Raw genomic sequence first — 15,232 nt, forward strand, 5'->3', positions numbered from 1 at the left:
TGTCGAGAGATTTCCACAGTTTTTAATTTTTTGTGCAATATGGAATAGATAATTTGTTCAGAAATTGTTCATATCGAAAAGCTATGATTAAATCGATGTCTTTTTATATGAAGAAACTAGAGAAAAAATATACAAATTTAATTTAAAGTAAAAAGGAGAGATTATAAATGGCGAGAATATTAGTAACAGATGATACAGCATTTATGCGTACCCTTCTTAAGGGGATGTTGACAGAACTTGGGCATGAGGTGGTAGGTGAGGCGGAGAATGGTAAGGTTTCAGTTGAAAAGTACGATATACTCCATCCAGATATAGTAACGATGGACATAACGATGCCCGAGATGGATGGATTAGAGGCTTTGAAGGAAATAAAAATGTATAATCCAGAAGCAAAAGTAATTATGTGTTCAGCCCTCGGACAAAAAAGATTGGTGTTGGAAGCAATTCAAGCAGGAGCAAAAGATTTTCTAATAAAGCCATTTATGAAAGAACGTGTTGAAGAAGCATTAGCTAAACTGTTGTAACGATGGGGAAATAAGTAAACGTTAAATAGTTTCATATTATTTAACATCCAATCATGAAATAGTTTAATTAGGTTGAAATAATGTTAATATTTAGAAAGGTGTGTATTAATAGAGGGGGAGATATGCAATGAAAAAAATTAATTCGGTATCATTAATTGGGCTTGGTGCAATTGGAGCGGCTTATGGAACAAGACTACATGATAGTTTAGCAGGTTCATTTCGAATTATAGCAAACGATGAACGCATTAAAAGATATGAGGAAACGCCATTTCAGATCACTGGAAAGGAATATCGTTTTAACTATATAACTCCTGAGACGAAAGCAGAGCCTGCTGATCTCGTTATAATAGCAGTAAAAAATGCAGAGCTGCCGCAAGCACTCGATGATATAAGGAACCATGTTGGCCCGGATACAATAATCCTTTCATTACTAAACGGAATTTCTAGTGAGAAAGAAATATCCAAAGTATACCAAAACGCACCTATTCTTTACAGTATGTGTGTAAGTATTGATGCTGTAAGAGAATCCAATCATATTACATTTTCGAGTCTAGGAAAGATTTGTTTCGGTGAAAAAGACAATAGATTATCAGATGATGTCCTTGCCGTTAAAGAATTGTTTGAACGAGCAGATATTGCATACGAAATTCCAGAAGATATATGGCGGTCTATGTGGTGGAAGTTTATGTTAAATGTAGGTGCCAATCAAGTATCGGCCATATTGCAAGCGCCCTATCGTGTCTTCCAAGAAATACCTGAAGCCAGTCAATTGCTGTATTCAGCTATGTCTGAAGTTGCAGCTATCTCTGAAAAGGTCGGAGTTAATCTTAATCAAGAAGATATTAACAGGGCTATTGATACTGTCAAAGCACTTTCACCAGATGGAAAAACTTCCATGCTCCAAGATGTGGAAGCTGGCAGAAAAACAGAAGTAGAGTATTTCGGTAAAGAAGTTTGTGAAATGGGAAGGAAATATGAGATTCTGACACCAGTAAATGAGCAGCTTTATTTGATGCTACATGTTATTGAGGAAAAAGCTAAGTTGGGGAAAACTGTGTAAATAAGATGATAAACACTCTCATAATTATTTTTAAAAAGGAATCTCCTTGTAGGAAAACAGTAGATTCCTTTTGTACATACATAATAATCAGAGAAGATAGTAGTTATTTATTAATGGCAAATACACTATAAAAAAAGTTGATGAACTTGTTAATACGCTTGCTGTTTTTTCTAAGACTAGACGTTTATAGTGCGAAGGGGGAGATTTTATTGAAATCATCAATTTGTCCATGCTGTGGGGGAGAGTTGGTAGAAGATGCTTGGGAAAGCATTAGAAATAGGGAAGATGGTGGGATTGTAATAGATGTTTATCCCGCCTATACCTGCAAAGATCAATGCGGATTTGTAAAGCAAAAGAAAGAAATTCCTGAAGTGATTGCTCAGCAAGGAAAAGACCGACTATTATTGTTATATTCCAATCAACAAGCAAGAATTTTAGATGTGCTCGATTTGGTTTTATGGCCACCGATGCATGTTGATTCACTGCTTTCCAAAGACTATTGGGAGGAATACAATGGCGATTTTAATATTGAGGAACTAGTGGGAAATGCCCGGGATAGCCGTTCAGCATCTCTTGAAGCACCTAATTTGTTTCAGTTTGCAACAAGTGAATTGTCACAAGATGCTTTTTTATGTTGGCTGATGTCTTGGAGTGAACAACCTTATCGCACTTTGGACCGACCATTACATGAAGCTGCAATGGAGTTCATTGCTGTAATATTTAATGTACATAATATTCCTGTTCCTGTGATTGAAACCATTATCATTAAGCGTCAATTTAAATCACTAGATATTTTAGCAATTATCAATGATACATATGCCATTTTAATAGAAGATAAAACATATACAAAAAACCATTCCAATCAGCTTTTGCGCTATCGTGATGCCATCAAAATAGAGTACCCAACTCTAATTCAATTGCCGATATATTATAAAATTACTGATCAGAGTCATTATCAATCAGTTATTAATGCAGGTTATGTACCATTTAAGCGAATAATGATGTTAAGAATATTAATTAATGGAATAAATAAGGGGATAAAAAATACGATTTTCCTTGATTATTATCGGCATTTGCAAAAGTTAGAAGAAAGTTATTCCGCTAATCGTACAAAGCGTGTCGCAGAATGGGATGCTTACGCATGGCAGGGATTTTATCAAGAGATTCAGAAAGAAATAGATGGTGATTGGGATTATGTATCTAATCGGTCAGGTGGATTCTGGGGTTTTTGGTGGGAGTCGAAGAAACAAAAAAACTATTATATGCAATTAGAACAGGAAAAACTTTGTTTAAAAATCGTTGTAGAAGATGGTGAGAACAGACAGAAACTTCGAGAAGAGGCTATTAGGGAAATTCTTTATGAATCGGAACTAAATAGTCTTCGGTTGAAAAAGCCAACCAGATTAGGAACCGGGAAAACAATGACAATTGCCCAAAGGACTGATTACATTCAATTGAATTTAGATGAGACAGTAAATATTCAAAGAACTATTGATGAATTGAAGAAATATTAATATGTCCCTGTGTAAGAAATAATTCTGACAACAGGGTAAATGATAGTTAGAAAAGGTGCCAGATTCCGAAGAAATTCAGAATCTGGCACCTTTTAGTTTATTTGAACATGAAAATATTCAGAATTGTTTCGTACACAGGGACATTTTTAGGGATATCTTTAATCCTCCCGTTTACCAATCCCATCAAAAATCATCGTAACAAGCACAGTGATTTCTTCGACAACATCCAATTTATTTTGGAAGATAATCCAGTCAAACACAGCGGATCTCATGCATCGAGTTAGGTTGTGGAGCAGCTGATCTTTTTCCCATGTAGAAACAAAATCTCCTTTTTCTAGCCCTTCATCGAGGTAGCTTTCTATCAATTTGTATATCCGGCGCTCGGGGTCAACTAAGTAATGCTTTTCATCCATTGTACGTGCTAACGCACTCATATATAGGGTACGAACAAAATCTACGCCTAATTCATCGCGTAAGTAGGTCATCTGCGCTTGATAAGCAAGAAGGATTTTTTGTTTTACGGTATATGCTGGATTTATTTTTTCGGGAAAGCTCTCGTAAAAGTTGTCGATGTCTTTGAATTTTACAGTGAAGACATCATATTTAGAATTGAAATGTGTGTAAAAAGCGCCTTTTGAGACATTGCATTTTTCGACTATTTCATCGATTGTGACATTGTCAAATCCTTTATTACCAAACATTTCTAGAGCAGTATCTAATAATAGTTGCCGAGTTTGCTGCGCTTTTATTGCTCTTTGGGAAGATGGTTTCATTTATCTATACACTCCTTCATTAATTGAACCTATCATATTTTGTAAATAATTCAAAGACTATTATTAGCGATATATAATTCAAAAAACAAAAATCAGAAAATATTAAATTAACTGTTTACAAATAATATTCTTTCTATTAATATTTAAGATACTAAGGTATCTGACTTTGGTATCTCAAACTTTTTACATGGCTCAAAGGGGAACAGGGGGAATAAAATGGTTATTGCGTTTATCGGTTTTTTTCTGGGGCTAGGGTTACTTATGTATTTCACGATGCGGGGGATGAATATTATCTTCGCAGCATTGATTGCTTCCGTTGTAGTCGCTTTGACTAATAATTTGTCTTTAGAGAAAGCGCTTACAGAGAATTATATGGCGGGGTTCACCGGCTATTTTGCTAGTTGGTTCCTTGTATATTTGCTAGGGGCAGTGTTTGGGAAAATCATGGAAGAAACCGGAGCAGCCAATTCTATTGCGAATTGGGTGAAACGAGTAATTGGTGCAAAGCATGCGGTTTTTGCGGTTGTAGTAGCTTGTTCGGTTATGGCATATGGTGGTGTGAGTGTGGCAATTGTAGCATTTGCTGCCTATCCCATTGCTTTGTCATTGTTCCGAGAAGGGAATATTCCTCACCGGTTTATCCCTGCTGCAATTGTGTTCGGATCGATTTCATTTACGATGACCTCACCAGGATCACCGGAAGTACAAAACTTGATACCGATGGAGTTTTTTGGAACGAAGCCGACTGCTGGTGGCTGGGTTGCTGTAGTTGTCGCTATTTTCATTATAGTGTTAGGAAGTTACGCGATGAAGTTTATGGTGGACCGTGCAATCAAGAATGGAGAACAATTTGATGCACCGAAAGCTGTCATGGAGAACTTGAGTAAGCTTGAGGCAGTAGAGCGTAAATTGCCGCCTGTATTTTTCTCCATTTTACCGCTTGCACTTGTGGTTATTACGCTGAACGTTAGTGCACAGTTTATTTCTTCGGTAGGGGCCGCTTTACTAGGATTGTTTGTCGGCTGCGCAGTCGGACTGGGAACGATGTATAAATACTCCGATCAATACCGGTCGATGTTTACGAAAGGTGCAGAAAACGCGGTCGTTGCTACTGTAAATATTTGTGCAGTAGTTGGATTCGGTGCAGTAGCACAACAAACGGCGTCTTTTCAAATGATTGTTGACGGACTTGTAGGACTTCCGGGTATGGAATACATTGGGCTAGCAGTTGCGGTCACAGTGATTGCAGGAATTACAGGATCAGCATCAGGTGGTCTTGGAATTGCACTTCCGATTTTGGCTCCGATCTACAATTTACAAGGCTTGGATCCAAACGCTATGCACCGAATTTCCGCACTTGCTTCCGGGGGGCTGGACTCATTGCCTCATAACGGATATATCGTGACGACAATTCGGGCAGTCAGCAATGAAACTCATGATAGGGCGTATAAACCAATATTTGTAATTAGTGTTGGTGTTTCGCTTGTAGCACTTGCATTGGCAATTATCTTATATTCAATCTTTTAAAAGGAGTGGAATAAATAATGGAAACAATCGGTTTTATTGGACTAGGCAATATGGGATTACCTATGACAACTAATTTGATCAAGGCAGGCTACACCGTTTACGGGATGGACGTTAAGGAAGAGATACTGCAAAAGTTTACGGAAATTGGAGGTAAAGTTGCGCGGTCAAATGCTGAACTTGCAGGGCAGACGAAAGTGATTTTGACTAGTCTGCCGACACCTCAAGTTGTAGAGGCAATTTATACAAAGCCAGGAGGGTTAATCGATACTGCGGCACCGGGCACTTTATTGATTGACTTCAGTACAGTGGATCCGAAATTAAACGATGATATCGCAGCCCTTGCTAGCAAAAAAGGTCTAAATTATTTAGGGGCACCAGTAAGCGGTGGAGTCATAGGAGCGGTGCAATCAACATTGACGATCATGGTCGGGGGGACAAAAGACAACTACGAAAAAGCACTTCCGCTGCTCAATGTGCTTGGCAAAAATATTTTCTTGCTTGGCGATTCACCTAGTGTCGGCACCCGCATCAAATTGCTGAACAACTTGATGATTGGATTTTATACAAAAGGTGTCGCGGAAATGTTAGTGCTAGCAGAAAGTGTTGGTTTGTCGTTGGATAAAGTGTATGAAATATTAAATGTCAGCTATGGACAAAGTAAAATCTACACACGTAATTATGCGGAGTATATGAAAAATGAAGATTACCAGCCAGGTTTCTCCATTGATCTGTTATTAAAAGACATGCGCCTTGCACAGCAAATGGCTGTACAAGGAGAAGTGAATTTGTCTGTGACAAATCAATTAATAGAGGAATATGAACAAATGTCTCAGGATGGGTTCGGACATCTAGATATTTCAGCAGCTTATTTATCAGAAGTTAAAACAAATAAGAAGGAGGAAGTATTATGACAACAATACAAGAAGTACAAAAACTATCACATTTTATCGGTGGAAAAAAGGTAGAAGGAACAAGCGGACGTTTTGGGGAAGTTTACAATCCATCAACTGGAGAAGTGATTGCTGGAGTGCCACTTGCATCGGCTGAGGAAACAAAAAAAGCAATTGAATTGGCGAAAAAAGGGCAAAAAGAGTGGCAAGCTAAATCAATCGCTAAAAAAATGGAAGTAGTATTGAATTTCCGCAATTTGCTGTCTTCTAGACAAGAAGAATTGGTCGATATTGTTTGTTTAGAGAGCGGCAAAACGAAAGCGGATGCTCTAGGTGAAATTACTCGAGGATTGGAATCAGTGGATTTGGCGCTGAGTGCACCTCATTTATTGAAAGGTGAGTATTCGGTCAACGTAGGCGGGGATATTAACGCATTCTCAACGAAAACTCCTTTGGGCGTAGTAGCAGCAATTGCACCTTTTAACTTTCCTGTGATGGTGCCAGTAGCGATGACCTCTATGGCCGTGGCGGTAGGAAACTCGGTGATCTTAAAGCCTTCTGAAAAAGTGCCGCACTCTGCACTATTTATCAGTGAATTATGGGCTGAGGCTGGGCTTCCGGAAGGCGTTTGGAGTGTAGTCAATGGAGATAAAGAAGTTGTTGATGAATTGCTGGAAAATGAAGATGTCAAAGCAATTTCATTTGTAGGATCAACTCGAATTGCTGAATATGTTTATCAAACAGGCACTAAGCATGGCAAGCGCGTTGCAGCATTCGGAGGCGGTAAAAACCATATGATCATTATGCCGGATGCTGATTTAGAACAGGCTGCAACTGCTTTCTTAGGAGCCGCGTATGGTGCAGCTTCTCAACGCTGTATGGCAATCTCGACGGCAATGCCAGTAGGGGAGGAAACTGCAGAGAAATTCGTGGCTATCTTAAACGAAAAAGTTAGAGCTTTAAAAGTCGGTCCTTACACAGACGAACAAGTCGATTTTGGACCAGTTATTTCTAAAGAAGCTAAGCAAACAGTATTGACTGAAATAAATAATAGCATAGAAGAAGGGGCATCCCTAGTCATTGATGGACGCAATCCCGAAATCTGTGAAAGCTCGGAAGGTTATTATCTTGGACCAACTTTACTAGATAACGTTACTCCGGAGATGAAAATCTATAAAGAAGAAGTCTTCGGTCCGGCAAGAATTGTTGTACGTGTACCGTCGCTTGAAGAAGCCATTGATTTGGTCAACAAGCACGAATTAGGCAATGGTGTTACAATCTTCACAAACAGCGGAGCAGCTTCCCGCAAATTCACTAACGATATCGAAGTGGGCATGGTTGGTGTGAACGTGCCGATTCCAATCCCTGTTGGCTACTACAATTTCGGCGGATGGAAACGTTCGAAGTTCGGAGAAGGTCATATGTTTGGACCAGACACAGTTCGTTTCTTCACGAAAAACAAAACGGTTTCGGAACGTTGGCCAGAAGACCAGTTGGAGCAGGCGTCTTTCTCGTTCCCGAGTAATTGATAAAAACGCGTCCCTGTGTAAGAAACAATTCTGACAACAGGATAAATATTAACTAGTAAAGGTGGCAGATTCCGAAGAAATTCAGAATCTGCCACCTTTTAGTGTTCCTGTTCTTAAAAAGATTCAGAATCGTTTCGTTCACAGGGACATTTTTTAATTCATTTTGAAAATGCGATAGCATAGCTCTGTACGATTCGTCACATTTAGTTTTTGATATAAGTTCTGCAAATGTTTTTTGACTGTGTTGATACTTATAAATAGGATTTCACTAATCTCTTTGTTTGAGAACCCCTGTGTTACAAACTGTATGATTTCTCTTTCTCGTGCTGTCAATTGTTCCTCTTTTTTCTCATTGGCATTACCTTGAGAAAGGGCAGTATAAGCATTAAAAGCGCTTTCAATAGGTTTTATTAATAAGCGTAGTCGATTTCTATCCTGCTCACTAAAGTAATTGTCGCCTTCTTTCCTAATCAACCCAATTGCACCCACGATATGATTTTTATTAAAAATATAGATACCGATTTTATCGATATATTGGTGTTTAAAGAAAAACTCTTTGTAAAAATTCGTTTCAACAAAATTTGAAAGGGACATGACATCTTCTACTTTTACGATATGTGTGTCAGTTCTTACGGAAAGATTTTTTGGAATTAATACATCTAATGGTTGAAAAAACTCAAGGTACTCGCTAATTACACTATCTTCGATGTTATTTAAGATTGGATCGATTAAATCGCCCTGTTTATTCGGTATCCAAAAGATAGATTCCGTATAACCTAGGATGTCGGAAAGAGCATTTAATACGGTCTTGCGATAGTGAATAGGATCATTGAGTTCAGGATCAAAAGCAATAAAATCTAAACATTTAAGAATCTTACCGTAATCTCCCTTAGTTAACTGCAATTAATCTCCCTCCATCATTCTTTTTTCAATCGTATCATTTATAGAAAATTCGTTCAATTGTGAAAATACTATTCTTTCGGGTAATAGTTTTATAATTCTTCCTCATTCATACTGAACAAAAAGGAGGAAAGATAATGAATATTTCAGAGTATACAACTTACGACGGTCTAGGTTTGGCCGAACTGGTTAAAAAGAAGGAAGTTACACCTGAGGAGTTAGTAAATACCTCCGTAAATATCATAAAGGAACTTAATCCAACATTAAATGCTGTTGCATCAATTGTTGAAGAAAAAGCACTCAAAGAGATAAAAACAGGTTTGCCAAAAGGCCCCTTTGAAGGAGTCCCATTTCTCATTAAAGAGCTTGTTCTTCATGCAGAAGGAATTCCTGTTAACATGGGAAGTAAACTAGCTGAGGGAATTACATTTCCAGTGGATAGTGAATTAATGGCTCGTTTTCGTAAAGCCGGGGTTGTTACGGTCGGAACAACGACAACTCCAGAGTTTGGTTATAATGCTGCTTCCGAAGCAACACTATATGGCAATCCAACTGTAAACCCTTGGGATACGAATCATAGCCCTGGAGGTTCAAGCGGTGGTTCTGCTGCCGCGATTGCTGCTGGTATTACCCCACTTGCACATGCGAATGACGGTGGTGGTTCTATCCGTATCCCTGCATCCTGTAGCGGGCTTGTTGGTTTAAAGCCGACCCGTGGGAGAATTCCGTCTGGCCCTTTCAATAGCGAACCCCTGAATGGAATTGCAATTGAATTTGCTTTATCTAAAACTGTGAGAGATACGGCAACACTTCTTGATGCGGTTGCTGGTCCAGATATCGGATGTTATGGTTGGGCAGAACCACCCGCAATGCCATTTGCAGAAGCGATAAAGAAAGCACCAAAACCTTTAAAAATTGCTTGGACGGGAAAACCAGCCTCAGGTGTCCCTGTGGATGAAGAATGTCTTCGTGCTTTAAAAGAAACAGTAGCCCTTTGCGAGGAACTTGGCCATACAGTTGTGGAAGCTACTCCTCAATACGATGTGGAGAAGTTTAGCATGGCCACTGTCCGTATTTGGACAGCAAATATTTATCATATGATTAATGGAGCGGCAGCCCTATCTAATCGTATACCGAGTGAAAAGAATATTGAGGCTGCTATCTGGGCTTGTTATCAATATGGTAAAGAGATGCCTGCTTCTCATCTATTAGAAGCAATTGATACAAATGCTGCAGTTTCACGAGGAGTCGGACATTTTTTTACGGACTATGATGTTCTTTTATCCCCGACACTTGCAACGCCACCAGCGCCAATCGGAATGTTAAATTCAAACAATCCTAATATCAATGCTGTTGAGTGGACGGAACAAATTTTTACGTACGCACCATTTACGAATCTGTTCAATGCCACAGGTCAACCATCCATCTCTCTACCACTTGGATGGAGTGATAAAGGCTTACCGATTGGTATGCAATTTACTGGAAGGTTTGCTGATGAAACCACGCTTTTACTACTTGCTACACAATTAGAAGAGGCTAGACCCTGGAAAGATAAAATACCTTCTATTCATGCTTCCAATCTAATTAAGTCTTAAAAACGAAAACGCGTCCCGAAAACGCGTCCCGAAAACGCGTCCCTGTGTAAGAAACAATTCTGACAACAGGATAAATGCTAACTAGTAAAGGTGCCAGATTCCGAAGAAATTCAGAATCTGGCACCTTTTAATGTTTCTGTTCTTAAAAATATTCAGAATTGTTTCGTGCACAGGGACATTTAAGTTATTTCTCTATCTCCTTAAAAATCTCTCCAGCGATTCCCATTGCGTGAACAGCCTTTGGAAAACCGACGTAGCCGGCGCAGTGGATGATAATCTCTATTATTTCTTCTTTAGAAAGCCCAACGTTTAGGGCTGCTTGTATGTGTACTTTAAGCTGATCGAAAGCTCCTTGTGTGATAAGTGTTGTAAGTGTAATGATTTCCCGAGTTGCGTAGGAAAGCGTTTTTCGAGAATAAAGATCTCCAAAGCCAAAAGATACGATCATGTCCCAAAGGTCAGGAGATACTTTTTTCATTTCTTCCATGCCATTACGGACTTCCTCGGAAAATAATTCTTCCATTGCTTGTTTTCCTAACTCGTAGCGCTTGTCATTTTCCATCTTACTGCCTCCCCATAGTTGGTGGTATTTCCTGTTCATCTACTAAAGCTTCAATTACGATTGGTTTATTTGTTTGCTCGATTTTATGTAATGCTTCTTTTATTTTCTCGGTTAAATCAAAAGGGTTATGACAGGTATAAGCTTCTAATCCCATCGATTCGGCAAAACGTTTTGCATCAAGCGGAGTCTCATACACGCCACCGATAGACGAACCGATCATTTTTTGCATCCCTTTTTCTACCATGTCGAGTCGTCCATTATTCATAACGACGAATAGGACAGCGGAGTTATAATTGTAAGCCGTTGAAATTTCGGTACCGTGCATGAACATACATCCGTCCCCGACTAGACATACAATTGTTTCTTTAGGTGCTGCTAGTTTTGCGCCGATCGAATAACCAATTCCGTTGCCCATTGCACCAAATATATCATCAAAGAAGAAGGTCCCTGGTTTGTATATATCAAAATGTTTAATTCCATAAAAAGAATGGCTTCCGTCATCCCCAAAAATAATTGCGTTCTCTGGTAGTGCATGACGCATCGCTCGTAACACTTGGACTGCAGACATGCGTTCTCTAGGTTTATTTTTTTCCAGCGAAATAGATTCGATTGGCATTACAAACGCTTCACTTTCGGTTTTTGGTATATCTTTTAAAATAGCTGTCAGGTTCAACTTGATATCGCCAAGCACTGGGGTAGTTGCAACTTGAATCGATTTTCCGATAAAAGTTGGATCATAATCGAAGTGAATGACATGCTCGGGAAACATCGTTTCTATTAGTCCAGCTGTGGACATATCACTTAGTTTAGAACCGATGACGAGGAGTAGGTCAACTTTCTCCAATAAATACGCGGTAGCTTCTTCTGTACCGCCTAATCCGAATGCGCCGAGTGACAGCCTATGATTAGAAGGGAATGTCCCTTTTCCTCCAGGAGTCGTAATGACAGGCATCTTCCAATGCTCTGCGAGATGCTGTACTTCTTCATACGCGCGACTTGAATGAACGCCTTTTCCTAAGAATAAAAGGGGACGTTTAGCCATATTTAGTTTCTCAATCACTTCACCTGTTTTAGGTGAAATCATTTCATATGGCGCTGGTAACTCCAATTGGAACGGTTCAATTTCTTCTAGCAAAACATCAAATGCAATAGATAGATGCACTGGTCCTTTTACACCAGATAACGCTTTTTCTAAGGCATGCTCTAGGTAGGTGTGTAACATATCACCTCTCTCTACGCGTGCACTAAATTTCGTTATAGATCGAAACATATCTACAAGATCCGCACCAAAAAGACTCGAATCTTGTCCCATTGCTTTTCCGGTATCCCTCATCGAAGGGTGACCCGTGATGATTAATAATGGTAGATTAGAGGCTTTTGCCTGTCCAGCAGCTGTAAGTAGGTTAGTTCCACCAGGTCCGGATGTCCCCACTGCGACTCCAATTTTCTGGTTCATTAATGCATATCCGGTCGCTTCAAAACCTGCTGCTGCCTCGTGTTTACTTAATACAAATTCCATGTCGTGGCGTAATATCTCGAATAGTATAGGAGATATGGCCTTTCCTGGAATACCAAAAATATGGTGAATTCCCCAATGTTTAAAATTCGATACTAATACAGATGAAGCTGTTGTCATGTTTTTAGTGCCCCCTTACAGTCAAAGTTGTGTCAAATATATTTTCTCAATTTCATCTACTGGGAGTGGCCTACTAAAGTAATAACCTTGTGAGATTTCACATTGATGATTTTTCAGAAATTCAAGCTGTTCTCTTGTTTCTACCCCTTCTGCAATTACCTCTTTCTGTAAATTATGTGCTAATGAGATAATTGCTTTGACGATGACTGCATCTTTCTCGCTGTTCATCAATTCTCTAACGAAGGATTTGTCGATTTTAATATAATCAATCGGAAAACTTTTAAGATAATTGAGCGAACTATAACCCGTTCCGAAATCATCGATACTGATACCGATACCTAGTGATTTTAGTTGTTCTAATACATGAATGGCGTATTCGCCTTCCATTGCCATATATTCAGTAATTTCGACAATGACATATGCCGGATCAATAGCTGTACGTTCGAGGACATTTTCCATAAATGAAATGAGATTGCTTGTTAGAAATTGCTGGGTTGATAGATTAACGGACATTGTTATAAGGGGCATGTGGGCATCGTGCCATTTTTTGATTTGTGAACAGGCCTCTTCGATAACCCATTCGCCAATTTGCGTAATCAAACCATTTTCTTCTGCCAGTTTTATGAATTTTTCTGGGGGAATCAAACCTAAGGTCGGATGTTGCCAGCGGATCAACGCTTCCAATCCAACCAGATTGCCGCTATCGATATTGATCTGTGGCTGATAATGAAGAACAAATTCATTATTAGTTATTGCTCTTCTTAAATCGACTTCGAGCATATATTCGTTCGTCATGACATCTAATAATTCAGAGTTATGCACGACATAGCGATTTTTCCCTTGAGATTTTGCTTGGTACATCGCATTATCCGCGTAGACCATAAGCTGTTCCTTTGATATAGGATAGTCGGGATAAAATGCCATCCCGATACTCGCTGTCGTATGTAATTCTTTGTTACCCACATAAAAAGGTTGTTGAAACAGTTGAAGTATCTCTTCCGCTTTTTTCGTGCCATAATCCGGGTCGACAAAATCTTTCAGTAGAAAAACAAATTCATCGCCACCCATTCGAGCGAGTATATCCTTTTCTCCTAGACAACTACTTAAACGTTTACTTACCTCAATCAGAAATCTATCTCCAAAAGAATGATTAAAATTATCATTAATAATTTTGAAGCGATCGAGATCTAGGAATAATACGGCTAAATTTCTATGCTGCCCTGCATTTATTTCATGAATGATCGTTTCTATTTCCTTATTAATAAATCGTCTATTCAGTAGTTTGGTTAAATCATCATGATAGGCTAAGTAGTTATATTTCTCTTGTAGTAAATAACGATCCGAAATATCCCGAAACTGTCCAAAGGCCCCAATCATTTTGTCTTCTTCATAAATTGGTTGTGCATCGAATAGGCAGACAATAAGGTTGTCTTCCTCGTCTCTAAATTTTAATTCTTCATTTTCTATTATTTTTTCTTGTTCCAAGACTTCCTTGAAATATTCTCCCGTAAGATGGGATTCCTGAATATTTCTACCCATCACCGAATCTCTGCTATTATTTGAAATCTTTTCAGCAAAACTATTAAACTCCGTAGTGATTCCTTTTTCATCTGTAATGACAATTCCATTTCTAGTTCTGCTCAACATGATTTGATTCATAATATTAAGCTTCTTATTTTGTTTTCTTAATAACAGTTCTCTTTCGATTGAATCAACTGCTTGGGATAGCATCGTCAGAAAAAGTGGGTTTTGAAACTCGATCGGCATCATGATGGACAAACTGCCAAGTAAATTATCGTCATCTGTATAGTGAAAGGCCGTCCCATAACAAGCAATACCATGAAGAAAGGTATGATAATGCTGCTCACCAACCAGACTGATGGGGTGCTTTTGTTGCAAGGATAGACTAATCACATTCGTCCCTGTATCTTCTTGAATGAATAAGCTGCCAGGACTTATCCCAAATTGTTCGATAGTTGACTTAATGGTCTCATCACCTTCTATTTCAAGAAGATAACCAGTTGCATCCGACACAACCACAAGAATTGGCGTTCCTTTTAAAGAATGTAGTAGCTTATTGGAGAAAAAGCTCACGACTGAAAGTATTTCACTATATGATTTTCGCTTCTCCTCGAACTCCGCTCCGCTTAAAAAGGTCTTCGGTCTCGATACTTCATGAGGATCCATCCCAGCTTCTAAACACATCTTCTTAGATTCTGTAATGTAGTAAGGTTCTGTAGTATTCATGTTCTCCTCCTTAAGCTTTTATATATAATACATACCCTAGTTTCAAAGAGTTAATATTTTTAGCGACAAGAAAAGGAAATTCGTTTCTGCTGTGGATAAATTACTAGAAAATGAGCAGTAGAAAGAATTCCCAATAATATTAACTTTACCGCAAAATATTATTAAATTCAATGGAAAGGAATTGTAAGGGGAAGAGCTTACAAGCCTTGCCAATATTGCTGCATGGGTGCTGAAATGCTATCGGAATTTAGAAGAAGTTCTGATAATTAGGATAAATTTTTATTAAAAAAATCGAAAAAGCATTCTTCCAATGTTTATATAGATAACCAAGTTAAAAGTCATTGTTTTCTAGATGAATAAGAAGTCTTAAAAAAGAAACGAAGTATCAAAATAAAGAAAGAATATCAATTTAGGGTTATAGTGGAATTATTTTTTAGAGATTGTTATACCCGGAGACATATAATTTAAAAAGTAA

12 protein-coding genes are annotated in these 15,232 nt (G+C 38.6%); 7 read left to right on the forward strand and 5 right to left on the reverse strand.

The features are described 5' to 3' along the window. Positions 1-167: 167 nt before the first annotated feature. The 3 genes from ACIQ38_RS02635 to ACIQ38_RS02645 all read left to right on the forward strand — a co-directional run bounded on the left by ACIQ38_RS02635 (position 168) and on the right by ACIQ38_RS02645 (position 3,098). On the forward strand, positions 168-524 hold the full coding sequence (locus tag ACIQ38_RS02635; RefSeq protein ID WP_402817558.1) for a response regulator: 357 nt from the start codon (positions 168-170) through the stop codon (positions 522-524). A 127-nt stretch (positions 525-651) separates the two neighbouring features. Then, positions 652-1,584 carry a ketopantoate reductase family protein gene (locus ACIQ38_RS02640; RefSeq protein WP_402817561.1) on the forward strand — a complete coding sequence of 311 codons (933 nt, stop codon included), beginning with the start codon at positions 652-654 and terminating at the stop codon, positions 1,582-1,584. Positions 1,585-1,793: 209 nt separating this feature from the next. Then, positions 1,794-3,098 carry a PDDEXK-like family protein gene (locus ACIQ38_RS02645; RefSeq protein WP_402817564.1) on the forward strand — a complete coding sequence of 435 codons (1,305 nt, stop codon included), beginning with the start codon at positions 1,794-1,796 and terminating at the stop codon, positions 3,096-3,098. Positions 3,099-3,256: 158 nt separating this feature from the next. On the opposite strand, the gene ACIQ38_RS02650 is transcribed toward ACIQ38_RS02645, so the two are convergent. Next, the gene (locus ACIQ38_RS02650) at positions 3,257-3,871 is read right to left on the reverse strand and encodes a TetR/AcrR family transcriptional regulator (protein ID WP_402817567.1); all 615 of its coding nucleotides are present in this window, start codon (positions 3,869-3,871) and stop codon (positions 3,257-3,259) included. Between the two features lie 216 nt (positions 3,872-4,087). Here ACIQ38_RS02650 and ACIQ38_RS02655 point away from each other — a divergent pair, with 216 nt between their 5' ends. Genes ACIQ38_RS02655 through ACIQ38_RS02665 form a run of 3 tightly spaced genes read left to right on the forward strand, consistent with a single transcriptional unit; the run spans position 4,088 to position 7,817 of the window. Next, positions 4,088-5,398, forward strand: coding sequence for a GntP family permease (locus ACIQ38_RS02655; protein WP_402817570.1), 1,311 nt, complete (start codon positions 4,088-4,090; stop codon positions 5,396-5,398). A 17-nt stretch (positions 5,399-5,415) separates the two neighbouring features. Next, positions 5,416-6,309, forward strand: a complete 894-nt coding sequence (locus ACIQ38_RS02660) for an NAD(P)-dependent oxidoreductase (protein WP_402817572.1) — start codon at positions 5,416-5,418, stop codon at positions 6,307-6,309. Further along, positions 6,306-7,817 (forward strand): CoA-acylating methylmalonate-semialdehyde dehydrogenase, encoded by a 1,512-nt coding sequence (locus ACIQ38_RS02665; RefSeq protein ID WP_402817575.1) that lies wholly within the window; start codon positions 6,306-6,308, stop codon positions 7,815-7,817. Before ACIQ38_RS02660 ends, ACIQ38_RS02665 begins: the two co-directional genes overlap by 4 nt. 153 nt (positions 7,818-7,970) lie before the next feature. Here ACIQ38_RS02665 and ACIQ38_RS02670 read toward each other — a convergent pair whose 3' ends face one another. Continuing rightward, positions 7,971-8,720: a helix-turn-helix transcriptional regulator gene (locus ACIQ38_RS02670; protein WP_402817578.1), complete on the reverse strand. Its 750-nt coding sequence runs from the start codon at positions 8,718-8,720 to the stop codon at positions 7,971-7,973. 134 nt (positions 8,721-8,854) lie between these two features. Between ACIQ38_RS02670 and ACIQ38_RS02675 the strand changes: the two genes are divergently transcribed. Then, a complete protein-coding gene (locus ACIQ38_RS02675; protein ID WP_402817581.1) occupies positions 8,855-10,312 on the forward strand; it encodes an amidase in 1,458 nt (485 codons plus the stop codon). A gap of 184 nt (positions 10,313-10,496) precedes the next feature. Here the strand turns inward: ACIQ38_RS02675 and ACIQ38_RS02680 are convergent, their stop codons facing one another. The 3 genes from ACIQ38_RS02680 to ACIQ38_RS02690 are packed head-to-tail and all read right to left on the reverse strand — an operon-like array spanning position 10,497 to position 14,757. Then, positions 10,497-10,874 carry a carboxymuconolactone decarboxylase family protein gene (locus tag ACIQ38_RS02680; protein WP_402817584.1) on the reverse strand — a complete coding sequence of 126 codons (378 nt, stop codon included), beginning with the start codon at positions 10,872-10,874 and terminating at the stop codon, positions 10,497-10,499. 1 nt (position 10,875) lies between these two features. Further along, a complete protein-coding gene (locus tag ACIQ38_RS02685) occupies positions 10,876-12,510 on the reverse strand; it encodes a thiamine pyrophosphate-binding protein (protein ID WP_402817587.1) in 1,635 nt (544 codons plus the stop codon). Positions 12,511-12,531: 21 nt separating this feature from the next. Next, positions 12,532-14,757: an EAL domain-containing protein gene (locus tag ACIQ38_RS02690; protein ID WP_402817590.1), complete on the reverse strand. Its 2,226-nt coding sequence runs from the start codon at positions 14,755-14,757 to the stop codon at positions 12,532-12,534. Positions 14,758-15,232 lie beyond the last annotated feature (475 nt).

Origin of the sequence: Psychrobacillus sp. NPDC096389 (genome assembly GCF_044762855.1) — a bacterium.
Lineage (GTDB): Bacteria > Bacillota > Bacilli > Bacillales_A > Planococcaceae > Psychrobacillus.

Bases quoted from the DNA above. Each gene is read 5' to 3' on its own strand.
- ACIQ38_RS02635 (WP_402817558.1), top strand. From the start codon at position 168: ATGGCGAGAATATTAGTAACAGATGATACAGCATTTATGCGTACCCTT.
- ACIQ38_RS02640 (WP_402817561.1), top strand. From the start codon at position 652: ATGAAAAAAATTAATTCGGTATCATTAATTGGGCTTGGTGCAATTGGA.
- ACIQ38_RS02650 (WP_402817567.1), bottom strand. From the start codon at position 3,871: ATGAAACCATCTTCCCAAAGAGCAATAAAAGCGCAGCAAACTCGGCAA.
- ACIQ38_RS02655 (WP_402817570.1), top strand. From the start codon at position 4,088: ATGGTTATTGCGTTTATCGGTTTTTTTCTGGGGCTAGGGTTACTTATG.
- ACIQ38_RS02660 (WP_402817572.1), top strand. From the start codon at position 5,416: ATGGAAACAATCGGTTTTATTGGACTAGGCAATATGGGATTACCTATG.
- ACIQ38_RS02665 (WP_402817575.1), top strand. From the start codon at position 6,306: ATGACAACAATACAAGAAGTACAAAAACTATCACATTTTATCGGTGGA.
- ACIQ38_RS02675 (WP_402817581.1), top strand. From the start codon at position 8,855: ATGAATATTTCAGAGTATACAACTTACGACGGTCTAGGTTTGGCCGAA.
- ACIQ38_RS02680 (WP_402817584.1), bottom strand. From the start codon at position 10,874: ATGGAAAATGACAAGCGCTACGAGTTAGGAAAACAAGCAATGGAAGAA.
- ACIQ38_RS02685 (WP_402817587.1), bottom strand. From the start codon at position 12,510: ATGACAACAGCTTCATCTGTATTAGTATCGAATTTTAAACATTGGGGA.
- ACIQ38_RS02690 (WP_402817590.1), bottom strand. From the start codon at position 14,757: ATGAATACTACAGAACCTTACTACATTACAGAATCTAAGAAGATGTGT.